General features: G+C 59.9%; 16 protein-coding genes. 9 read left to right on the top strand and 7 right to left on the bottom strand.

The window, feature by feature from the left end:
* Positions 1 to 46: 46 nt before the first annotated feature.
* Complete coding sequence (locus tag OHL18_RS21965) at positions 47 to 469, bottom strand: (deoxy)nucleoside triphosphate pyrophosphohydrolase (RefSeq protein WP_317890524.1); 423 nt, start codon at positions 467 to 469, stop codon at positions 47 to 49.
* Positions 470 to 623: 154 nt separating this feature from the next.
* The gene (locus OHL18_RS21960; protein ID WP_263377026.1) at positions 624 to 1,355 is read right to left on the bottom strand and encodes an HAD family hydrolase; all 732 of its coding nucleotides are present in this window, start codon (positions 1,353 to 1,355) and stop codon (positions 624 to 626) included.
* Positions 1,356 to 1,487: 132 nt separating this feature from the next.
* Here OHL18_RS21960 and OHL18_RS21955 point away from each other — a divergent pair, with 132 nt between their 5' ends.
* Complete coding sequence (locus OHL18_RS21955; protein ID WP_263377025.1) at positions 1,488 to 1,997, top strand: pyridoxamine 5'-phosphate oxidase family protein; 510 nt, start codon at positions 1,488 to 1,490, stop codon at positions 1,995 to 1,997.
* A 3-nt stretch (positions 1,998 to 2,000) separates the two neighbouring features.
* Here the strand turns inward: OHL18_RS21955 and lolA are convergent, their stop codons facing one another.
* The 3 genes from lolA to OHL18_RS21940 are packed head-to-tail and all read right to left on the bottom strand — an operon-like array spanning position 2,001 to position 4,553.
* Positions 2,001 to 2,651 carry an outer membrane lipoprotein chaperone LolA gene (gene lolA, locus OHL18_RS21950; RefSeq protein WP_396275083.1) on the bottom strand — a complete coding sequence of 217 codons (651 nt, stop codon included), beginning with the start codon at positions 2,649 to 2,651 and terminating at the stop codon, positions 2,001 to 2,003.
* Positions 2,651 to 3,181: a prepilin-type N-terminal cleavage/methylation domain-containing protein gene (locus OHL18_RS21945; RefSeq protein ID WP_263377024.1), complete on the bottom strand. Its 531-nt coding sequence runs from the start codon at positions 3,179 to 3,181 to the stop codon at positions 2,651 to 2,653. Before OHL18_RS21945 ends, lolA begins: the two co-directional genes overlap by 1 nt.
* A 58-nt stretch (positions 3,182 to 3,239) precedes the next feature.
* Positions 3,240 to 4,553 carry a M16 family metallopeptidase gene (locus OHL18_RS21940; RefSeq protein WP_263377023.1) on the bottom strand — a complete coding sequence of 438 codons (1,314 nt, stop codon included), beginning with the start codon at positions 4,551 to 4,553 and terminating at the stop codon, positions 3,240 to 3,242.
* 216 nt (positions 4,554 to 4,769) lie between these two features.
* On the opposite strand from OHL18_RS21940, the gene OHL18_RS21935 reads away from it, so the two are divergent.
* Complete coding sequence (locus tag OHL18_RS21935; protein ID WP_263377022.1) at positions 4,770 to 6,314, top strand: glycosyltransferase family protein; 1,545 nt, start codon at positions 4,770 to 4,772, stop codon at positions 6,312 to 6,314.
* Between the two features lie 8 nt (positions 6,315 to 6,322).
* Here the strand turns inward: OHL18_RS21935 and OHL18_RS21930 are convergent, their stop codons facing one another.
* A complete protein-coding gene (locus OHL18_RS21930) occupies positions 6,323 to 6,967 on the bottom strand; it encodes a hypothetical protein (RefSeq protein ID WP_263377021.1) in 645 nt (214 codons plus the stop codon).
* An 89-nt stretch (positions 6,968 to 7,056) separates the two neighbouring features.
* Here OHL18_RS21930 and rlmN point away from each other — a divergent pair, with 89 nt between their 5' ends.
* Together rlmN and OHL18_RS21920 are read left to right on the top strand one after the other, a co-directional pair.
* Complete coding sequence (gene rlmN / locus OHL18_RS21925) at positions 7,057 to 8,364, top strand: 23S rRNA (adenine(2503)-C(2))-methyltransferase RlmN (protein WP_263377020.1); 1,308 nt, start codon at positions 7,057 to 7,059, stop codon at positions 8,362 to 8,364.
* A 207-nt stretch (positions 8,365 to 8,571) separates the two neighbouring features.
* Positions 8,572 to 10,296, top strand: coding sequence for a CRTAC1 family protein (locus tag OHL18_RS21920; RefSeq protein WP_263377063.1), 1,725 nt, complete (start codon positions 8,572 to 8,574; stop codon positions 10,294 to 10,296).
* Positions 10,297 to 10,376: 80 nt separating this feature from the next.
* Here OHL18_RS21920 and OHL18_RS21915 read toward each other — a convergent pair whose 3' ends face one another.
* The gene (locus OHL18_RS21915; protein WP_263377019.1) at positions 10,377 to 11,828 is read right to left on the bottom strand and encodes a sensor histidine kinase; all 1,452 of its coding nucleotides are present in this window, start codon (positions 11,826 to 11,828) and stop codon (positions 10,377 to 10,379) included.
* A 29-nt stretch (positions 11,829 to 11,857) separates the two neighbouring features.
* Here OHL18_RS21915 and OHL18_RS21910 point away from each other — a divergent pair, with 29 nt between their 5' ends.
* From OHL18_RS21910 to kdpB, 5 genes are all read left to right on the top strand, one after another.
* On the top strand, positions 11,858 to 12,997 hold the full coding sequence (locus OHL18_RS21910; protein WP_263377018.1) for a histidine kinase: 1,140 nt from the start codon (positions 11,858 to 11,860) through the stop codon (positions 12,995 to 12,997).
* Positions 12,987 to 13,706: a response regulator transcription factor gene (locus OHL18_RS21905; RefSeq protein WP_263377017.1), complete on the top strand. Its 720-nt coding sequence runs from the start codon at positions 12,987 to 12,989 to the stop codon at positions 13,704 to 13,706. Before OHL18_RS21910 ends, OHL18_RS21905 begins: the two co-directional genes overlap by 11 nt.
* 83 nt (positions 13,707 to 13,789) lie before the next feature.
* Entirely contained in the window at positions 13,790 to 14,044 is a 255-nt protein-coding gene (gene kdpF / locus OHL18_RS23410; RefSeq protein WP_396275079.1) for a K(+)-transporting ATPase subunit F, read from the top strand.
* Complete coding sequence (kdpA, locus tag OHL18_RS21900; RefSeq protein WP_263377016.1) at positions 14,044 to 15,831, top strand: potassium-transporting ATPase subunit KdpA; 1,788 nt, start codon at positions 14,044 to 14,046, stop codon at positions 15,829 to 15,831. The genes kdpF and kdpA overlap by 1 nt, the downstream gene beginning before the upstream one ends.
* 11 nt (positions 15,832 to 15,842) lie before the next feature.
* Positions 15,843 to 17,882 carry a potassium-transporting ATPase subunit KdpB gene (gene kdpB / locus OHL18_RS21895; protein WP_263377015.1) on the top strand — a complete coding sequence of 680 codons (2,040 nt, stop codon included), beginning with the start codon at positions 15,843 to 15,845 and terminating at the stop codon, positions 17,880 to 17,882.
* Positions 17,883 to 17,893: the final 11 nt, after the last annotated feature.

The raw sequence follows: 17,893 nt of genomic DNA, 5'->3' as shown, positions 1-17,893 counted from the left end.
TGGAATCGCTTTCTCGGGCGGGATGCGCCTTAGAGCTCCAGTTTACTTAAAGAAGGCGGCCTTCGGAGAGATCGCGGATCAGGCCGAGGTCTGCGGCGAGGAAGTCGTACTCCGGCAGGGCGCTGAGCGGGGACCAGCGCATATCGTTGAAGATGCGGTTCTCCAATGCGCCGCCAAACTGGTCGACCACGAAGAATTGCAGGTCAATCGCTCCGCCGTTGCGATACTTGTGTCGAATCTGCGCGATGCGGCGGCCGATGGTGGCGCTGATGCCCAACTCCTCGTCAAGCTCGCGGGCGAGCGCCTCTTCGGCGGTCTCACCAGGTTCGATCTTGCCGCCGGGAAACTCCCACTTCAGGCTCATGGGCTGGTCCGGTTTGCGTTGACAGATAAGGACTTCCGTCGCTCCGGCACCAGACTCAGAGGAGTCGGCGTGACGAAGGATCAGCCCGGCTACGACCAGGCGCATGGGCTTCGGTGCTCCCGAATCAGCACTGCGGTCGAGTTTGCGTATCGGCTCTTTCACAACTGTCTAGAGTTTAGACGCTGTGAAGGAAAGATTGGACTTATCGGCTGCCCGAATGGGGTCTCGGCCCCAAAGTAGACACTAAGGGCTGAGACCTCTAAACACCACGCATTGATGCAGGGAGATACACCGGCCAGCCTTCTGCCGCACTGCGCTCCAGCAAGGCCGCCGTCGGGTTGACCGGGAAAGCTCGGCGAGCGATGGCCAGCATGGCGGCATCATGGACCGAGTTGCCGAAGACCGCATCGGGAGTTGGGACGCCGGCGGCCTGGAGCGCACGAACCTTTCCTTCGTCTGTCGGCACGTCGCTCAAGCGGTCGGTTACTAGGCCGTTTTCAATCGCGACACGAGCCGAAAGCACACGGTTTGCGGGTATGCCGAAACGCTTCACGCCCTCTTCGATGACCCAGTCATTTGTGGAACTTACCGCCCAAATATCGGTGCCTCGTTGTTGCAGTTCCGTGACCAGGGCAAGCATCTCGGGGAAGATATTGCGCTCGATCTTCTCGGCGAAAAACCGGGCTGCCGATTTGCGCATCTCTAACTCGGCGAGACCCTGGTAGACCTGCACCATCTCGCCGCAGATCGCGGCCTCGGAGACCTCGCCATGGCGGTAGCCGCGATAGCGGGAGTCAAGCCAGTCCGTCGCCTCTCGTGAAAGGAGGCCCGTCTCAACCGTCCAGTGCATGAAGGTGGAACCGGCATCGCCGGACCATAGGGTGCCGTCGCAGTCGAAGACGGCGATGGCAGGGTTCAGTTCGAGTACGGCTGCATGAAACTCTTCCGTGGACAGGTTTGAAACCGGGGGCCGATTGATGGCGGTGCTCAAAATTGATCTTCTCTTCCGCGTGTCGTTACACGCTGCTTTCTGCTGAATACGTAAATTTTACGCTCCTCTGTGAAAGGACGGTGGAGAGACATTCCCGCGATGAAGCGCATCGTAGTGGCTGGAGGATCTTCCATGAGCGAATTTAAGGAACTTTACGGGGACGAAGGACTACAGAAGATCGGGGATCTGATCAAGGACATCCGGATGGCGATGCTGACAACGGCTGCGCCCGACGGAAGCTTCGACAGCCGGCCGATGGCCACGCAGAGGTTCGAGCACTTCGACGGAACGGTGTGGTTCTTGACGCAGGCGGGATCTGGCAAACTGCAAGAGATCGCCGATGACAGCCACGTTTCCCTGATCTATGCCGACAGCGGCGCTTCGAAGTACGTGACCGTCAAAGGGTTTGCCTCTACCAGCAGGGACAAGGCCAAGATCCACGAGATTTGGAATCCGATGTACAAGGCATGGTTCCCAGACGGTGAGGACGATCCCAGCATCCGAGTGCTTCGCGTGGACGTGACGGAGGCCGACTATTGGGAGGCGTCGTCGAGCCGGATCGTGCGCGGGGCCAAGTATCTTGCGGCGGCTGTGACGGGCGGCAAGGTGGACATCGGCGAAGCAGGAAAAGTGCTGGTCTAGCAGCTAAATGGGCGCGATGCCGTCCACGACTGCGACTCCGACAGGCGGCACGAAGGTGAAGTCGGAGTCGAGGACGGGCAGGTTCTCTTGCATCGCCGTAAAGGCAAACTCGGTGACGGCACCGTCGATCTCCTCGATCTTCATGTTCTGGATCGCCCCGGACGCGGTGACCGTCAGCGACAAGGTTTTTACCCGCTGCGCCATCCCCTTAGGCGTTCCGGCAATCTTGTACCCACCGCCGCTCGGAGTCACAGAGGTGTTCTGCAACTCCTTTTCAAGCTGGGTGTGACCAAGAAGGAAACGCAGTGGAGACCGCAGGTCATCGAGTTTCTTGGCCGCGATGCGCGTCGCCTGGTTGTCGCCGGGCGTGTAGAACCAGCCAAACTTGCCATCCAGAATGAAGACCTTACCGACGGGAGTGTTGTAACTCCATCGCATCCGCCCCGGCTTCTTCAGCAGCAACGTCCCCGACTCTGTTCGGTCCATGCCCATCCCGGCGTAATGCTCCGTGTAGCTGGCGCGCAAGCTGGAGAGGTGGTTGTAGTGATCGTCTACCTTGCGAAGGATGGGGTCGGGAGCCTGTGCAGGCAGAAACGGAGTTCCCAAAGGAACTCCGATGAGGACAACGCAGAGCAGAGATCGAATCAACGCCATTACTGAATGGGCTGGGTGCAGTTCGTCGCGCCGGCTGGGTCGAAGCGGATCAGGTTATTCTCGTCGGCGCAGAAGCCGCGATCGCCGGTCTTACCCACTGAGGTCGGGACAGCGGTCACCTCAAAGGAGCTGAACTGGTCCTGGTTGTTGACGGTGACCTTGCCGCCGCAGGTGATGGTGAAGGTGTATCCCGCCTTCTGGCCGGTCGCCAAGGCGTTCTCGATCAACTGTGCGCCCTGAGCCGACGGCGCGCCGGACTTGGGATCGCCGCCGAGCGCGGGCAGCGTGCAGGCAAATCCGTTGGCCGGATACGCGGAGTTGTACTGTAGTTCAGCATTCTCAATCGTGCGTAGAGACTGGATCGCCGAGGTCTCGTTCGCCGACTTGCGCAGCTTCAGCAGCTGCGGGATGCCGAGCGTCATCAGGATCAGCATGACCGACATAACGATGAGGAGCTCGATGAGGGTGAATCCGGCTTCCAGGGAACGCGATGTAGAGCGCGATGTCTTTCGAATCTCTGCGATGTTCATGGTTCCTCGTCGGGTTTCTTTGCCGCGCTTTGGAACGCGGACTTCGTTTCAAACTTTATCAGCAGGCGAGGTCTTTGCGCTCTATCTTCAGCGTCCCAAGGTTACCTAGAAGTGTCAGCGCCATCTTTTCTGGAACAAAGAGGTTCTGGGCGATGGCCTGGACATCGGCGGGAGTGACCGCCTCAATCTCTTCGGTGATCTCGTCGACGCCGAAAAAACGGCCAAAGTACATCTGCTGCCGGGCGAGGTTCGCCATGCGGCTGCCTGAACTTTCCAGGCCAAGGACGATGTTGCTCTTGAGCTGATCTTTGGCGCGCTTCAACTCTGCCTCGCTGACTGTGACTTCCTTAAGACGGCGGAGTTCGTCGAGAGTGAGCCGGAGCAGTCGGTCGGTCTTGTCGATCGAGGTTCCGGCGTAGACACAGAGTGAGCCAGTATCGCGGAAGGGATTCATCTCCGAGTAGATGGAGTAGGCGAGGCCGTGGTCCTCGCGGACAGTTTGGAAGAGGCGGCTGCTCATGCCGCCGCCTAACATTGTATTCAGCAGATAGATACCATAGCGTTGCTCATCCGATACTCTAGGTGCTGGCACGCCCAGGCAGAACTGCACCTGCTCAAGCGACTTCTTCCGCTTCAGCGTAATGTGCGGGGTTGCGGGCGGGGCATCGTGGCGGATGAAGGGGGTGTCGGTGCTGGCAGCCAGGGAGCTGAACTGCTGGGCTACCTGTTCGACAAAGGAGTCGTGGTCAAGATGTCCGGCCGCGGAGAAGACCATGTTGCTGGGGATGAAGCGGCTCGCGTAGAAGTCGAAGACGGTCTGCTGGTCGAAGCTGGACACGGTCTTGACCGTACCTAAAATCGGTCGTCCCAAAGCGTCGTTCTTCCAGAAGTTCTGGGTAAAGGTCTCGTGGACCAGGTAGTCGGGATTGTCCTCGTCCATCTTGATCTCTTCCAGGATGACGCCCTGCTCACGCGTAATGTCTTCGGGTGTAAATGTTGGGTGAAGAACAAGATCTGAGAGAACATCGAGAGCTGGGTTTAAGTGTTCATCGAGCGCCTTGATGGTGAAGCCGACGGTCTCCTTGCCGGTGAAGGCATCGAGATTGCCGCCGATGGTATCGACTTCGCGGGCGAGCTGCTGGGCGGAGCGCGAGGTCGTTCCTTTGAAGACCATGTGTTCGACGAAGTGGGAGATGCCGTTCTGGGCGACGGTCTCGTCACGCGCTCCCGAGTTGATCCACACCCCCATCGAGATGCTGCGCACATGCTCGATGGATTCGGTCAGAACGAGCAGGCCGTTTGGAAGGACGGTGCGGCGGATGTTGCGGGGAGCGGATACGGAGGGCGCGGGCGGGGTAAGCGTTGCGGACATATTTCTCTCATTGTTTCACAGTAAATCTGCGATTTGAGCGGGGTTTTTCATGCGCGGCGAAAGGGAGGTTGGCTAGAGTCTCGTCTGAGACTGCACATGCGACGGGCAAACTGTCGCCCATAGCCTCCTTTTTGGATTCAAAGCGGGATGTCCAGCCTCCGTTTCCCGTTGGGCCAGCATCACAGGTGCATTACCTAAGGCGGAGACGAAACAGGGATGCCTACGTTCACGACTCCTAAGATGAGGCGAACGGTGAATGTGGCCATGGCGGTGATGGTCTTCACCGCTTCGGCGATCCTGTTCTCCACCCCCCTGCGGGTGCAGGGGAACCTGCTCGGCTACGCGCAGGACGACTTTTACTACTACCTGGTGGTCGCCCGAAACCTGGCACGCGGACTCGGTTCGACCTTCGATGGCGTCACTCCGACGAATGGATACCATCCTCTCTATCTTTTGCTGTTGTGGGGCATTTCGCTCCTGGCGAAGTCGCTCCGAGGGGTCTTTTGGTGGCTCGCAGTCCTCGATACGCTGAGTGCGACCGCCATCTTTCTGGCGGCCCGGGCGCTGTTCGCTCGTGTGTTGCGCCGCGTCTGGCTGGAGAACGCCCTTGCTTTGATCATCCTGACGCGATGCAGAATTACGCTTTGCGAGCAGATGGAAGTCACGCTGGCTCTGCCGCTCGCGATCCTCTTTTTCGTCCTCCTTGACCGCTCGCCGGAGACCGTCTCGACACGCCAATGGGCCGGCATCGGGCTTCTAGCGTCGCTCCTGGTGCTCGCGCGACTTGATGCGATTCTGCTTGTGGGGCTTTGCGGTGGCTTCGCGCTGATCGTTCCGCGATACCGCGCAGGACTGACTATCGCCAAGGTCGCCGCTTTTCTGGCTGGCCTGATGCCGCTCCTGGTCGCCTACGTTGTACTCAACAAGGTGGTGTTTCACCGGCTGATGCCGATCTCCGGTGCAGCGAAGCAGTTGGAGACGGGCCACTCCTTCGCCTGGCATGCGTTGAAGCTGTCGCTTACCCCCGACATGACGCAGATGTTCTTCTTCGCGGCCTTGGGGCTGGTGCTGTTTCCGGCTTTCTGGGGCAGGCTGGCTCCTGCGCAGCGGGTGGTCTATCTCGCTGGGTTGTCGTTTCCGTTTGTGCATTGGTCGCTGAATCTGTGGCTCAGTGACTGGCAACTCTGGCCGTGGTACTCGTACAGCATCCGGATCTCTCTCGTGGTCGTCCTCGCGATGGCGGGAACTGCTTGTCTGCGATACTCCGAGCAGCGCTGGTGGCAGACGGCGGAGCTCATACTCTTCGCCGCCGCGGTCTTTCTGCTGGTCTCGAAGCCCTACTCCGTGGGCGGATTCATGATGGATACGGCGAACGCCGCTACCAGAATCAGCGAGTTTACGGCCGCGCATCCCGGTCGCTACGCCATGGGCGACCGTGCCGGCATGGCCGGATACCTGAGCAGCCAGCCCATCCTGCAGACCGAGGGCCTGATGATGGATGGCGCGTATCTTGCCCACATCAGGCGTCAAGACCCGTTGGAAGATGTGTTGAAGATCTATGGGGTCGACTACTACATCGCCTTCGAAGAGAAGAATGGGGACGGGGGCCATATGGGGGCCAATGGCTGCTATCAGGCCAAGGAACCGGCGCAGGCGGGCAGCCACTCACCTGTCATGCGCGGGGTCTTCTGCCAGCCTTCGGAGATGGAGATCTCCGCGCCAAGCGGCCAGACCCGCATCTTCGATCTGCGCCAGCCCTGAAAGCCGAGTCAGTTCGTAGGGAGAGCCTCTAAAGGCGGATCTTGCCAGGTGGTGCCGCAATCTTCGCAGACCCAGGTGTTGGTCGGTTCGACGGTTTCGAGGAGAAGCTCTTCAGACGAGCAGTTCGGGCAAGCTGGTGGTGCGAAATCGCGGCTCGTAATCGCTGATTCGGCTTCGAATCGCGGGCGGAGTTCGGTCAGGTTAGCGCTGCTCAGGACTTGTTTCGCCTTGTCCAGATCGTCGGGAGCGACCAGCACCTGAGGAAGGCGAAGGTCGAATCTTCCTTCGTTGCGCCGAATGGTTGAGGCGATGCGTTCTTCCGCCAGGATAAAGCCGACGAAATTGGCTTGGTCGGTCGTGTCGCATTCGCACAGGGCGACACCGCCCATCTGGAGGAGATCGGAGGGGAAGTAGGTACGGGCTTCTTCTTCCGTCACTCCGGCATCGAGTTCAGAAGGTAATTCAGCGATGTCGGGCAAGATAGCGGGCGGGGCGGAAAGCTTGCGTCTGGTGAGTTCGTTGCGAAGCAGGCCTTGCGCATCGTCCCTGAGACTGTCGAATTGATTGTTTAATTCAAGGAGTTCGTCGTTTGGCATCCGGGCATAGGCATCGCGGAGGCGGTGCCAACCTTCAGGATCATCTGCATAGGACATATGCAGGAGGTTACACAGAACTACTGGTCGGACTCCATTTCGCCGGCACAGTCATCGTAAACTTAAGAGTGATCGTAGAAGGCAGGAGTATGGAGCAGTCGGCAATAAATTTGGCATCTGTTGGCAAGGCTCTCTTCGGGAAGACGCTGGCGGAGTTGCAGGAGCTGGTGGGAGGCCTCGGGCTGACGAAGTATCGGGCGACTCAGATCTTTGAGGCGCTCTACAAGGGGCGTGTCGAGTCGCTGGCGGAGATTACAACGCTGCCGATTGAAGTTCGCGATCGGCTGGCGGCTGAAGGCTATGTCGTGGGTCGCCCGAAGATTGCGCAGACGGCGACGTCGATCGACGGAACCGAACGCTACCTGATGCGGATGGACGACGGCGAGACCGTCGAGACCGTATGGATGCCCGAAGGTGATGGCGGCGAGCGCGGGGATGGAAGCGAAGCCGCTGCGGAGGAGGCCGGTGAGGTTGATCTGATTGAGATTGGTGGCGAAGATGAAGCCAATGCGGGGATTCTTCCCCTTCGGCAAGCTCAGGGGCAGAATGACGGCAATTCTATTGTCCGCCCCCCAGCTGCGAGGAAGAGGTTTCAGGACGTTGGGACGTTGGAGAAGAGTGGCTACCGGCGCGCGACCATCTGCATCTCGAGCCAGGTGGGGTGCGCGGTCAACTGCCAGTTCTGCCTGACGGCGAAGCTGGGGATCAAGCGCAACCTGACGGCTGGCGAGATCGCGGGGCAGGTTGCCTCGGTGTTGGCGCGGCAGGGAATCAAGGTGGGTCAGGACCGGATCAACCTGGTCTACATGGGCATGGGCGAGCCCTTCCTGAACTACGACGCGTTTATGGATAGCGTGCGGCTGCTGAGCGGGGCGATGGGGATTCCGGAGTCGCGGATGACGGTCTCAACCAGCGGCATTGAGCCGGCGATCCGCCGATTTGCGCAGGAGAGTGTGAGGCCCAAGCTGGCGCTTTCGCTCAATGCCTCAAACGACAAGGTCCGCGCCGAGGTGATGCCGATTACGCGCAAGTGGAACATCGCGGCCCTGCTCGAAGCGGTCGATACGATTCCGCTCGGCAAACGGGAGTATGTCACCTTCGAATATGTTCTGCTTGGCGGGGTGAATGACCGGCCCGAGCATGCGCGGGAGGTACTGGCACTGCTCGGAGGGACGAAGGCGAAGGTCAATCTCATCGTCTGGAATCCCGGGCCGGGAATTGCGTATCATCAGCCGACGCCGGAAGACGTGGCGATCTTTCAGAAGATGCTGATCGATGGCGGGTTGCCGACGTACATCCGCAGACCGCGCGGGCGGGACATCTACGCCGCGTGCGGGCAGTTGAAGCGAACGGTAGCCGAGGAGTCTGGTTTGGTAGAGATTGCGGCGGCGCGATAACGCCGTCTCCACCTATGGGTGGATGCGAATTTGCAACCAGAAGTGTAGCGTGGTCGCCGGAGAGCTTTTGAGTTGAAGGGGAAACAGGTGGGGATTGTGCGGGTAGCTGGATTGGCGTTGGCGGTTGCGATGGGAGCGAGCGCGGTGGCGCAGTCGACCTCCGAGGCAGACAAGCAGAAGCCGACCGAGGGTGGCCAGCCGGCGGCAATGGGCGGAGTGAACACCGGCGGGGCGCATGCGGCAGTGCTTGACGCGGAGCATCGTCCTATCACCGCGGGTGGCTTTGTGAAGTCTGGACCTCCGATCTTCATAGACATCGCGGAGAAGAGCGGCCTGGCGAAGTGGCACCACACCATGGGGACGCCGGAGAAGCACTTCATCATCGAGACCGTTGGCTCGGGCGTTGGTTTGCTGGACTACGACAATGATGGCTGGCTCGATATCTACATGGTCAACGGCTCAACGTTTGAGGCGGAGGCGGGTAAGGCTCCTGCGCCGCGCGCTGCGTTGTTCCATAACAACCACGACGGGACGTTTACGAACGTTGCCGATCAGGCTGGCGTGACGAATGAGCGCTGGGGCTTCGGTGTAGCCGTTGCCGATTACGACAATGATGGCTGGCCAGACATCTTCGTCTCGAACTACGGCAAGAACCGGCTGTATCACAACAACCATAACGGGACGTTCACGGATGTTGCGGAGAAGGCGGGCGTGACGCTGGGCAACTGGTCGACCTCTGCGACGTGGGGCGACTACGACGGCGACGGCAGGCTCGACCTCTTCGTCCCTGGCTACGTCCACTACGACATGGTTGAGCCGCCCGCGTCCGGATCGCAGAGCGTTGCCGGGAGCTTCTGCCAATTTCGCGGAGTGAAGGTGATGTGTGGCCCACGCGGTCTGAAGGGCGAGCCGGACCATCTCTTCCATAACAATGGCGACGGGACATTCACCGATGTCAGCGAGAAGGCTGGCGTTGCGGACTCGAAGTCCTCGTATTATGGGCTCGCCTCGCTCTTCATCGATGTGAACAACGATGGCAAGGTCGACCTGCTGGTGGCCGACGACTCCACGCCGAACTACCTCTACATCAACAAGGGCGATGGCACCTTTGAGGATGACAGCTTCGCGTCCGGCTACGCGCTCAACGAGGGTGGCCGCGAGACGGCATCGATGGGCATCGCGTCCGGCGACCTGACGCACAACGGCAAGGTTGATCTCTACAACACCACCTTCTCAGACGACTACAAGCCGCTCTATCGCAACGATGGCGACGCGAACTTTACCGACGTCAGCTACCAGATGGGCATCGCTGAGCCGACGGTGCCGTTCCTCGGCTGGGGCACTTCATTCTTCGACTACGACAACGATGGCTGGCTCGATCTGCTGGAGGCGAACGGCCACGTGTATCCCGAGGTCGACAACATGCCCTGGGGCACAAGCTGGAAGCAGCGGCCTCTGCTGTTCCACAGCGACAAGGGCAAGCTGGAGCTGGTTGCTGCGGTCGAAGGCTCGAGCCTTGCGAAGACCGGAGTTGGCCGCGGCCTGGCGTTCGGCGACCTTTTCAACGATGGCAAGATCGACGCGATCATCAACAATATGGATGGCACGCCATCGTTCCTTCGGAACGTCTCGGAGAACAAGAATCACTGGGTTGAGCTGGAGCTTGTCGGTGGGCCTAAGAGCCCTCGCGATGCCGTGGGCTCGACGGTGTATCTGAAGACTGCGAGCTTCAGGCAGCGCGGCGATGTAGTGAGCGGAGGCAGTTTTGCTTCGACCAGCGACAAGCGTCTGCACTTCGGCATCGGGGATGCGACTGCGATCGATGAAGTCGAGGTTCATTGGCCAAGCGGTGCCGTCGAGAAGATCAAGCTACCCGGTGTGGACGGGATTTTTAAGGTAATTGAAGGTAGCGGGGCGGCGAAGAAGGAGTAGCGACGTTTTACGTCCCTTCCATCGCGTGGGACAAAGGCGCGATAGATGGGGCACCCGAGCTTTGCCGGCTAGTAAGAAGCCTATGCGGGTGCGTTGATGGGCAAGGTGAAGGAGAAGACCGAGCCCTGTCCGAGCTGGCTGGTCACGCCGATCGTTCCGTGGTGTGCTTCGACGATGGCCTTCGCGATGGCCAATCCCATGCCGGTGCCCTGAACGCGAAAGCGTTGGCTTTCGCCGCGATAGAACTTGTCGAAGATCATCAACCGCTCGAGGTCGTCGATGCCTGGTCCGCGGTCGGCGACGCTCACCACGACACACTTACCGCTCGGCTCCGCGCTCAGAATGATCGGCGTTCCGGCAGGCGAATAGTTCGCGGCGTTCTCGATTAGGTGCAGCAGTACCTTCACAATGCGGTCGTGGTCAAGCCAGATCTTTGGCAGGTCTGGTGCAACGTGGATCTCTACGGGATGATGCGCGTGATTGATCTTGGCCTCGTGCAGTGCCTCGGGCAGAAGCGCGGCGATATCGCTCGGGGCGAGTTCGAGCTTCACGTCGTCGGTGTCTAGCTCCGCCATCTCCACCGCCTGCGAGATGAGCTGGTTCAGCCGCTGCGCCTCTTCGTCGATGACGATCATCATCTCCGAGCGTGCTTCGGGGCTCAGATCGGGGTCAGAGCGAAGGCTGGAGATCGCCATCGTGATCGAAGTCAATGGCGTCCGAAGCTGGTGCGTGACGGAGTCGAGGATGGCATTGCGCAGGCGTTCGCTCTCTCGGCCCGCTTCGCTGCGGCTCAGCGTCTCTACGGCGCGGGCGCGCTCGACAGCGATCGCGATGAGGCCGCCAATGGCGTCGAGCGCCTCCCGCGAGACCCCGGTTCCGGCGATTGCGAACGCCCCAATCGGCCGCATGCCCAGACGAATGGGAACGAAGGTGATGTTGCCTTCGCGCGTGGAGTGGTCCTGCACCTGGGCCGCGACCCGGAGCTCGCGATCGTTTTTGAAGAACTCCTGATTGGACCGGTAGGTCTGGTTGCGGGACTGGAGATAGAGGGCGACGTCGCGCAGAGCGAAGATATCGACCAGCTTGGCGGGCACCGTGCCGACAAGCTCGACGACATTGGGGGCGACCAGAAGCTGCTGGCTGAACTCGTAGAGTCGCTCGGCCTCGCGGCGGCGCTTGTTGGAGATGCGGGTCTCAGTCTGGGCCCGGTCGGAGAGATTGCTGGCGATGATGCCTGTGCTGAGGAAGGCGATTAGGGCGACCCAATTCTGTGAGTCTGAAACGGTGAAGGTAAGGAACGGTGGAAGGAAGTAGTAATTAAAACAAAGCGCCGCGACGAGAGAGGTATAAAGAGAGGCACGAAATCCCCAGTACGCCGCGACGATGAGGATGTCGACGATGAAGGTCAAGGCAACCGTCGTCGTGTTCACGTGAATGAGATGAAAGTAGACGTACACGATCAGGGCGAGCATGACGGTGGAGACGATGTACGGGATGACCTTGACCAGCAACCGCATCTGCATGGATGACATGATAGCGTGAAGGTTCGAGTTCTCTGCGAATGCCGAAGACCCCTGAAGAGTGGCTGGCCCATACCGATCCCGAGAAGATGCGCGGGACGCTCAAGCTTTTTCTTGGCTACGCGCCGGGAGTGGGCAAGACCTACAGCATGTTGAGCGAGGCGATCCGGCGCAAGGAGCGCGGCGAAGACATCGTCGTGGGCATCGTCGAGACGCATGGCCGGGCGCGGACGGCTGAGCTGGTTGAGAAGATGGAAGTGATTCCGCGGCGGCAGATCGAATATCGCGGTGTTCCGTTCGACGAGATGGACCTCGACGCGATCCTGGCGCGACGACCGCAGATCGTCCTCGTCGATGAGCTCGCGCACACCAACATCGAGGGCAGCCGCAACGCGAAGCGCTGGCAGGATGTGCAGGAGCTGTTGCAGGCGAAGATCGATGTGCTCTCGACGATCAACGTCCAGCACATCGAAACGGTTGCTCCCACGGTCCAGCGGGTGACGGGCGTCGAGATTCGCGAGACCGTGCCGGACTGGGTAATTCAGCAGGCGGATGAAGTCGTGATGGCGGACCTGACTCCTGAGGCTCTCCAGGAGAGAATGCGGCGCGGCGACATCTATCCCGTGGCGCGGGTCGAGCGCTCTCTCTCGAACTTCTTCCGTCGCGGCAATCTGATCGCTCTGCGCGAGCTTGCCCTGCAGCACGTCAGCAAGGCGGTCGACAAGACGCTGACGAGCTACATGGACGCCCACCACATCCGCGATAACTGGGCGGTGCGGGAGCGTGTGCTGGTCTGCATCAGCGCCAATCCACGTGCACGATATCTGATCGCACGTGGAGCGCGGCTGGCTGAGGCTGTCGAAGGCGAGCTGTATGTGCTGCACGTCGAAGGCGATCGCGAACTTGACGAGGAGAGCAGGCGCGCGCTTGAGAATAACGTTCAGTTCGCGGCAAACCTGAAGGCGCAGGTGGTGCGCGTCACGGCGAAGAGCGTTCCGCTGGCGGCTGCGCAACTGGTTCGCGAGAAGCGCATCACCCAGGTGATCTTTGGCAGGTCGCAGATCAAAGGTCTGCGGAAATACTTTTACTATTATGCGATTCAACGCTTCCTGAGCGATGTGCCCACGGTCGATGTTCACATTGTGACCCAGCCCGAGAAGGACGAAGACGATGACGAATGACAAACAGGAGCGCGCAAGGCTCCTCCTGATCGATGACGAGAGCCAGATCCTGCGGACCTTGCAGGTAACGCTCGGCAGCCAGGGATACGAGATCAAGACCGCGTCCAATGGACTCGACGGGCTGATCCTCTTTCGCGAGTGGCGGCCCGACCTTGTGATCACCGACTTATCGATGCCGGAGATGAGCGGCGTGGAGCTATGCCGCGAGATACGTACGATCGCCCAGACTCCGATCATCGTGTTGAGCGTTCGCGAGCAGGAGGGCGCGAAGGTGGCGGCGCTCGACGCGGGCGCCGACGATTACGTAACCAAACCATTCAATATCCAGGAGCTCAAAGCACGAATTCGCGCCCATCTGAGACGCCAGACTGCGGATGCGCCGAAGAGTCAGTCGGTTAGCGTCGGTGACTTTGTGATCGACGTGCCGGAGCACCGCGTAACCGTGCAGGAAAACGAGATTCACCTGACGCCAAAGCAGTTTGAGTTGCTGTTGTACATGGCGCAGTCGCCGGGAAAGGTGCTCTCGCACCGCGATTTGTTGAATGCGGTGTGGGGCGCGAATGCGACCTCGCAACCGGAGTATCTTCGCGTCGCAATCGGGCAGCTTCGCAAGAAGCTGGGAGATCGCGGAGAGATATACATTCAAACAGAACCCTGGGTGGGGTACCGGTTCGTCGCTGTAGCCGACGAGAGCAAGCCGCAGGACTGAAGGGGCGACGGGCCAGCGATGGCCGGCCCCTTTACGAATTCTTTATGTCTCCGTTACAGCCTCTTTAGTGCAGCGAGCGTGGAATGGGTTTTGTCGCGCCTATGGGCGTGCGTGTGCTGCTACTTTGGGGCGCCGAAAGGAACCTGGGACATGTGGGATCTGGGAATGATAGCGATGGGAGTTGCGTTCTTCGCCATCGCGGTCCTCTACGTAAGGGGCTGCAGTCTGCTCTCGAAGAAGGGACCAGCCAAGTGATGGAGCCAGTCCTTCTTGTATTGGTCATCGTCCTTTTGATGGCCTACCTTATCTTCGCGCTGCTGCGTCCGGAGAAGTTTTGATGACCTCAAATGGATGGCTGCAGATAGCGTTGTTTTTCGCTCTGATCGCGCTCACGGCGAAGCCGCTTGGCGAGTACATGGCCAAAGTCTTTGGCCGCGAGAAGACGTTCTTCGATTTCTTCGCAAGACCGATTGAGCGTTTGATCTACAAGCTGACCGGCGTCGACGAAGCCCACGAGATGAAGTGGACGGAGTACGCCCTCGCCATGCTGTTCTTCAGCGTTGTAACCATGATGGTTACCTATGCGATCGAGCGGCTCCAGGCGGTGCTTCCGCTTCAGTCGCTGCTGAACCCGCAGAAGCTGGCCGCAGTTGCGCCCGACCTCGCGATGAACACGGCCGCGTCGTTTACCACCAATACCAACTGGCAGGCCTACGTTCCCGAAGCCACGATGAGCTACCTGACCCAGATGGTCACGCTGGCCTATCACAACTTCGCCTCAGCCGCTGTCGGTATCGCTCTCGCCATCGCATTTGTACGCGGCATTGCCGGACGCGAGAAGAAGACGCTGGGCAACTTCTGGGTCGATACAACACGCGCAACACTGTGGGTCTTGCTGCCGGGAAGCCTGATCCTCGCTCTGGCACTCGTCTCGCAGGGAGTCGTGCAAAACTTCAGGCCGTATGACTCAGCGACGCTTGTGCAGCCGCAGCAGGTGCAAACGACAGGTGCGGATGGCAAGGTGATTACGCAGACCGTGACCAAGCAGAGCATCGCCCAGGGACCGGTCGCCTCGCAGGAGGCGATCAAAATGCTGGGCACCAATGGCGGGGGCTTCTTCCAGGCCAATAGCGCGCATCCGTTTGAAAATCCCACCGCGCTTTCGAATTTTCTCGAGATGTTCGCCATCTTCGTCATCCCTGCGGCGCTAACGGTCACGCTGGGCCGGATGGTGAAGTCACCGGGACATGGGTGGGCCATCTTCGCCGCGATGTCTGCGCTGTTCCTTGCTGGAGTCTTCGTGCTGTACTGGGCAGAGAGTCATCCGAACCCTCTGCTGCACAACGTCAACCAGACTGCATCGATGATGCAGAGTGGTGGCAACATGGAGGGCAAAGAAGTTCGCTTTGGCATCGCGAACACGGCGCTCTTCGCAACCGCAACAACGGACGCGAGCTGCGGTGCCGTGAATGGAATGCATGACTCCTTCATGCCACTGGGCGGCCTGGTCACGATGGTCAACATCATGCTTGGCGAGATCGTCTTTGGCGGCGTCGGCGCTGGCCTGTATGGCATGTTGATCTTCGTCGTGGTGACCGTCTTCATCGCGGGCCTGATGGTCGGCCGAACGCCCGAGTATCTGGGCAAAAAGATCGAGTCCTACGACGTGCAGATGGCGATGCTGTACGTGCTCATCTTCCCATTCTCGGTGCTCCTCTTCGCCGGAGTCACGGTGCTGATGCCGAACTTGGGTCTGGCGAGCCTGAACAACACCGGGCCGCACGGGTTGTCGGAGATTCTCTATGCCTATGCTTCGGCGACAGGCAACAACGGCTCAGCGTTCGCCGGTCTTAACGCGAATACGCACTGGTACAACCTATCGCTGGCCACAGCGATGCTGGTCGGGCGCTTCCTGATGATCGTTCCCATGCTGGCCGTCGCGGGAAACCTCGCACAGAAGAAACTGGTGCCGCCCTCGGCTGGAACTTTCCCTGTGAACACGCCGCTGTTCGCGGTGCTTCTGGTCGGCGTGATTCTCATTGTGGGCGCTCTCACTTTCTTTCCCGCGCTTGCTCTTGGACCAATTCTCGAACACCTGCAGATGCTTGCAGGCAAGAGCTACTAAGGAGATTTGGCATGTCTACCGCGCAAAAGCGCTCCTTGTGGGACGTGAAGATCGTCCGCCGCGCTGCAATGGATGCGCTGGTGAAGCTGCATCCCCGCAACATGATGAAGAACACGGTCATGTTCGTGGTGGAGATTGGCAGCGTCATCACTACGATCTATCTTGTGCGCGATTTAGTTACAAATCGCGGACCCTTCAGCTTCGATCTCCAGGTGACCCTGTGGCTCTGGTTCACGGTGCTGTTCGCAAACTTTGCGGAGGCGATGGCCGAAGGCCGCGGCAAGGCCCAGGCCGACGCATTACGTCAGGCAAAGTCGGAGACGATGGCCAACAAGCTTTCGCCGGACGGCACTATTACGCCGACTTCAAGCGCGCTTCTCCGCGTGGGAGATATAGTCCAATGCATCGCAGGGGAGATGATTCCCGGTGACGGCGACGTGATCGAGGGCGTCGCTTCGGTCGACGAATCGGCCATCACGGGAGAGTCGGCACCGGTCATCCGCGAAGCCGGCGGCGACCGCTCGGCAGTCACCGGCGGCACGCGGGTTCTATCGGACCGCATCGCGGTTCGCATCTCGTCCAACCCTGGCGAGACGTTCCTCGATCGCATGATCGCGCTGGTCGAAGGGGCCGAACGGCAGAAGACTCCGAATGAGATTGCGCTCAACATCCTGCTGGCCGGGTTGACGATCATCTTCCTGCTCGCGGTGGGAACATTGCAGCCGTTCGCGATCTATTCGACAGCTCCGCAGTCGGTGTTTGTGTTGATCGCTCTGCTGGTGTGCCTTATCCCGACTACGATCGGTGGCCTGCTTTCGGCGATTGGCATTGCTGGCATGGATCGCTTGGTGCAGCACAATGTTCTCGCGATGTCCGGGCGTGCCGTTGAAGCGGCGGGCGATGTGAACACGCTGCTGCTTGACAAGACAGGTACGATCACGCTCGGCAATCGCCAGGCGAGTGACTTTGTTGCCGCGCCGGGTGTGAGCAACGCGGAACTCGCCGATGCAGCGCAGTTGTCTTCGTTGCCCGATGAGACCCCTGAAGGCCGCTCCATCGTCGTGCTCGCCAAGGAGCGCTTCGGCCTTCGCGGGCGCGAGATGAGCGAGCTTCATGCAGAGTTCGTCCCGTTCAGCGCGCTCACGAGAATGTCGGGCATCGATGTCGATGGCCGCCAGATTCGCAAGGGAGCGACGGACGCCATCGCGAAGTTCATCGAACAGAACGGTGGTTCCATGCCGCAGGAGGTACGCGATGCTGTCGACGTGATTGCGCGCAGCGGAGGCACGCCTCTGGTGGTTGCGGAAGGCCGCCGTGCTCTGGGTGTGATCCACCTGAAAGACATCGTCAAGGGCGGCATGAAGGAGCGCTTTGCCCAACTCCGCGCGATGGGCATTCGTACCGTGATGATCACTGGCGACAACCCGTTGACCGCTGCGGCGATTGCGCGCGAAGCTGGCGTCGATGACTTTCTTGCCGAGGCTAAGCCCAAGGACAAGATGGATTTGATCAAGCGCGAGCAGGCGGACGGCAAGCTCGTTGCGATGACGGGCGATGGTACCAACGACGCTCCCGCACTGGCTCAGGCAGATGTAGGCGTCGCCATGAATACCGGCACGCAGGCGGCAAAGGAAGCGGGCAACATGGTCGACCTGGACTCTAACCCGACCAAGCTGATTGAGATCGTCGAGATCGGCAAGCAGCTCCTGATGACGCGCGGCGCACTCACCACCTTCTCCATCGCGAACGACGTGGCGAAGTACTTCGCCATCATTCCAGCCATGTTTGCGGCTACGTTCCCGGTGCTGAACGCTTTGAACATCATGCACCTGAAGACGCCGCAATCGGCTGTCCTCTCGGCCGTGATCTTCAATGCCATCGTTATCATTGGCTTAATCCCTCTGGCGCTGAAGGGCGTTGGATACAGGGCGATGAGCGCTGAAGCTCTGCTGAGGCGCAACCTCATCATCTATGGCGTTGGCGGCATCATCGTGCCATTTGTCGGCATCAAGCTCATCGACCTCGTCATCACCGCGATTCACCTGGCTTAGCCATAGGAGAG

Origin of the sequence: Granulicella aggregans, from assembly GCF_025685565.1 — a bacterium.
GTDB classification, from domain to species: domain Bacteria; phylum Acidobacteriota; class Terriglobia; order Terriglobales; family Acidobacteriaceae; genus Edaphobacter; species Edaphobacter aggregans_B.
The sequence above is the reverse complement of the archived record's forward strand: the minus strand, read 5'-3'. Positions and strand labels throughout refer to the sequence as shown.

Coding starts and splice junctions, on each gene's coding strand:
- OHL18_RS21965 (WP_317890524.1), bottom strand. CDS start 469: ATGCGCCTGGTCGTAGCCGGGCTGATCCTTCGTCACGCCGACTCCTCT.
- OHL18_RS21935 (WP_263377022.1), top strand. CDS start 4,770: ATGCCTACGTTCACGACTCCTAAGATGAGGCGAACGGTGAATGTGGCC.
- OHL18_RS21915 (WP_263377019.1), bottom strand. CDS start 11,828: ATGTCATCCATGCAGATGCGGTTGCTGGTCAAGGTCATCCCGTACATC.
- OHL18_RS21930 (WP_263377021.1), bottom strand. CDS start 6,967: ATGTCCTATGCAGATGATCCTGAAGGTTGGCACCGCCTCCGCGATGCC.
- OHL18_RS21955 (WP_263377025.1), top strand. CDS start 1,488: ATGAGCGAATTTAAGGAACTTTACGGGGACGAAGGACTACAGAAGATC.
- OHL18_RS21905 (WP_263377017.1), top strand. CDS start 12,987: ATGACGAATGACAAACAGGAGCGCGCAAGGCTCCTCCTGATCGATGAC.
- OHL18_RS21940 (WP_263377023.1), bottom strand. CDS start 4,553: ATGTCCGCAACGCTTACCCCGCCCGCGCCCTCCGTATCCGCTCCCCGC.
- lolA (WP_396275083.1), bottom strand. CDS start 2,651: ATGGCGTTGATTCGATCTCTGCTCTGCGTTGTCCTCATCGGAGTTCCT.
- OHL18_RS21910 (WP_263377018.1), top strand. CDS start 11,858: ATGCCGAAGACCCCTGAAGAGTGGCTGGCCCATACCGATCCCGAGAAG.
- kdpA (WP_263377016.1), top strand. CDS start 14,044: ATGACCTCAAATGGATGGCTGCAGATAGCGTTGTTTTTCGCTCTGATC.
- OHL18_RS21920 (WP_263377063.1), top strand. CDS start 8,572: ATGGGCGGAGTGAACACCGGCGGGGCGCATGCGGCAGTGCTTGACGCG.
- kdpF (WP_396275079.1), top strand. CDS start 13,790: ATGGGTTTTGTCGCGCCTATGGGCGTGCGTGTGCTGCTACTTTGGGGC.
- rlmN (WP_263377020.1), top strand. CDS start 7,057: ATGGAGCAGTCGGCAATAAATTTGGCATCTGTTGGCAAGGCTCTCTTC.
- OHL18_RS21945 (WP_263377024.1), bottom strand. CDS start 3,181: ATGAACATCGCAGAGATTCGAAAGACATCGCGCTCTACATCGCGTTCC.
- kdpB (WP_263377015.1), top strand. CDS start 15,843: ATGTCTACCGCGCAAAAGCGCTCCTTGTGGGACGTGAAGATCGTCCGC.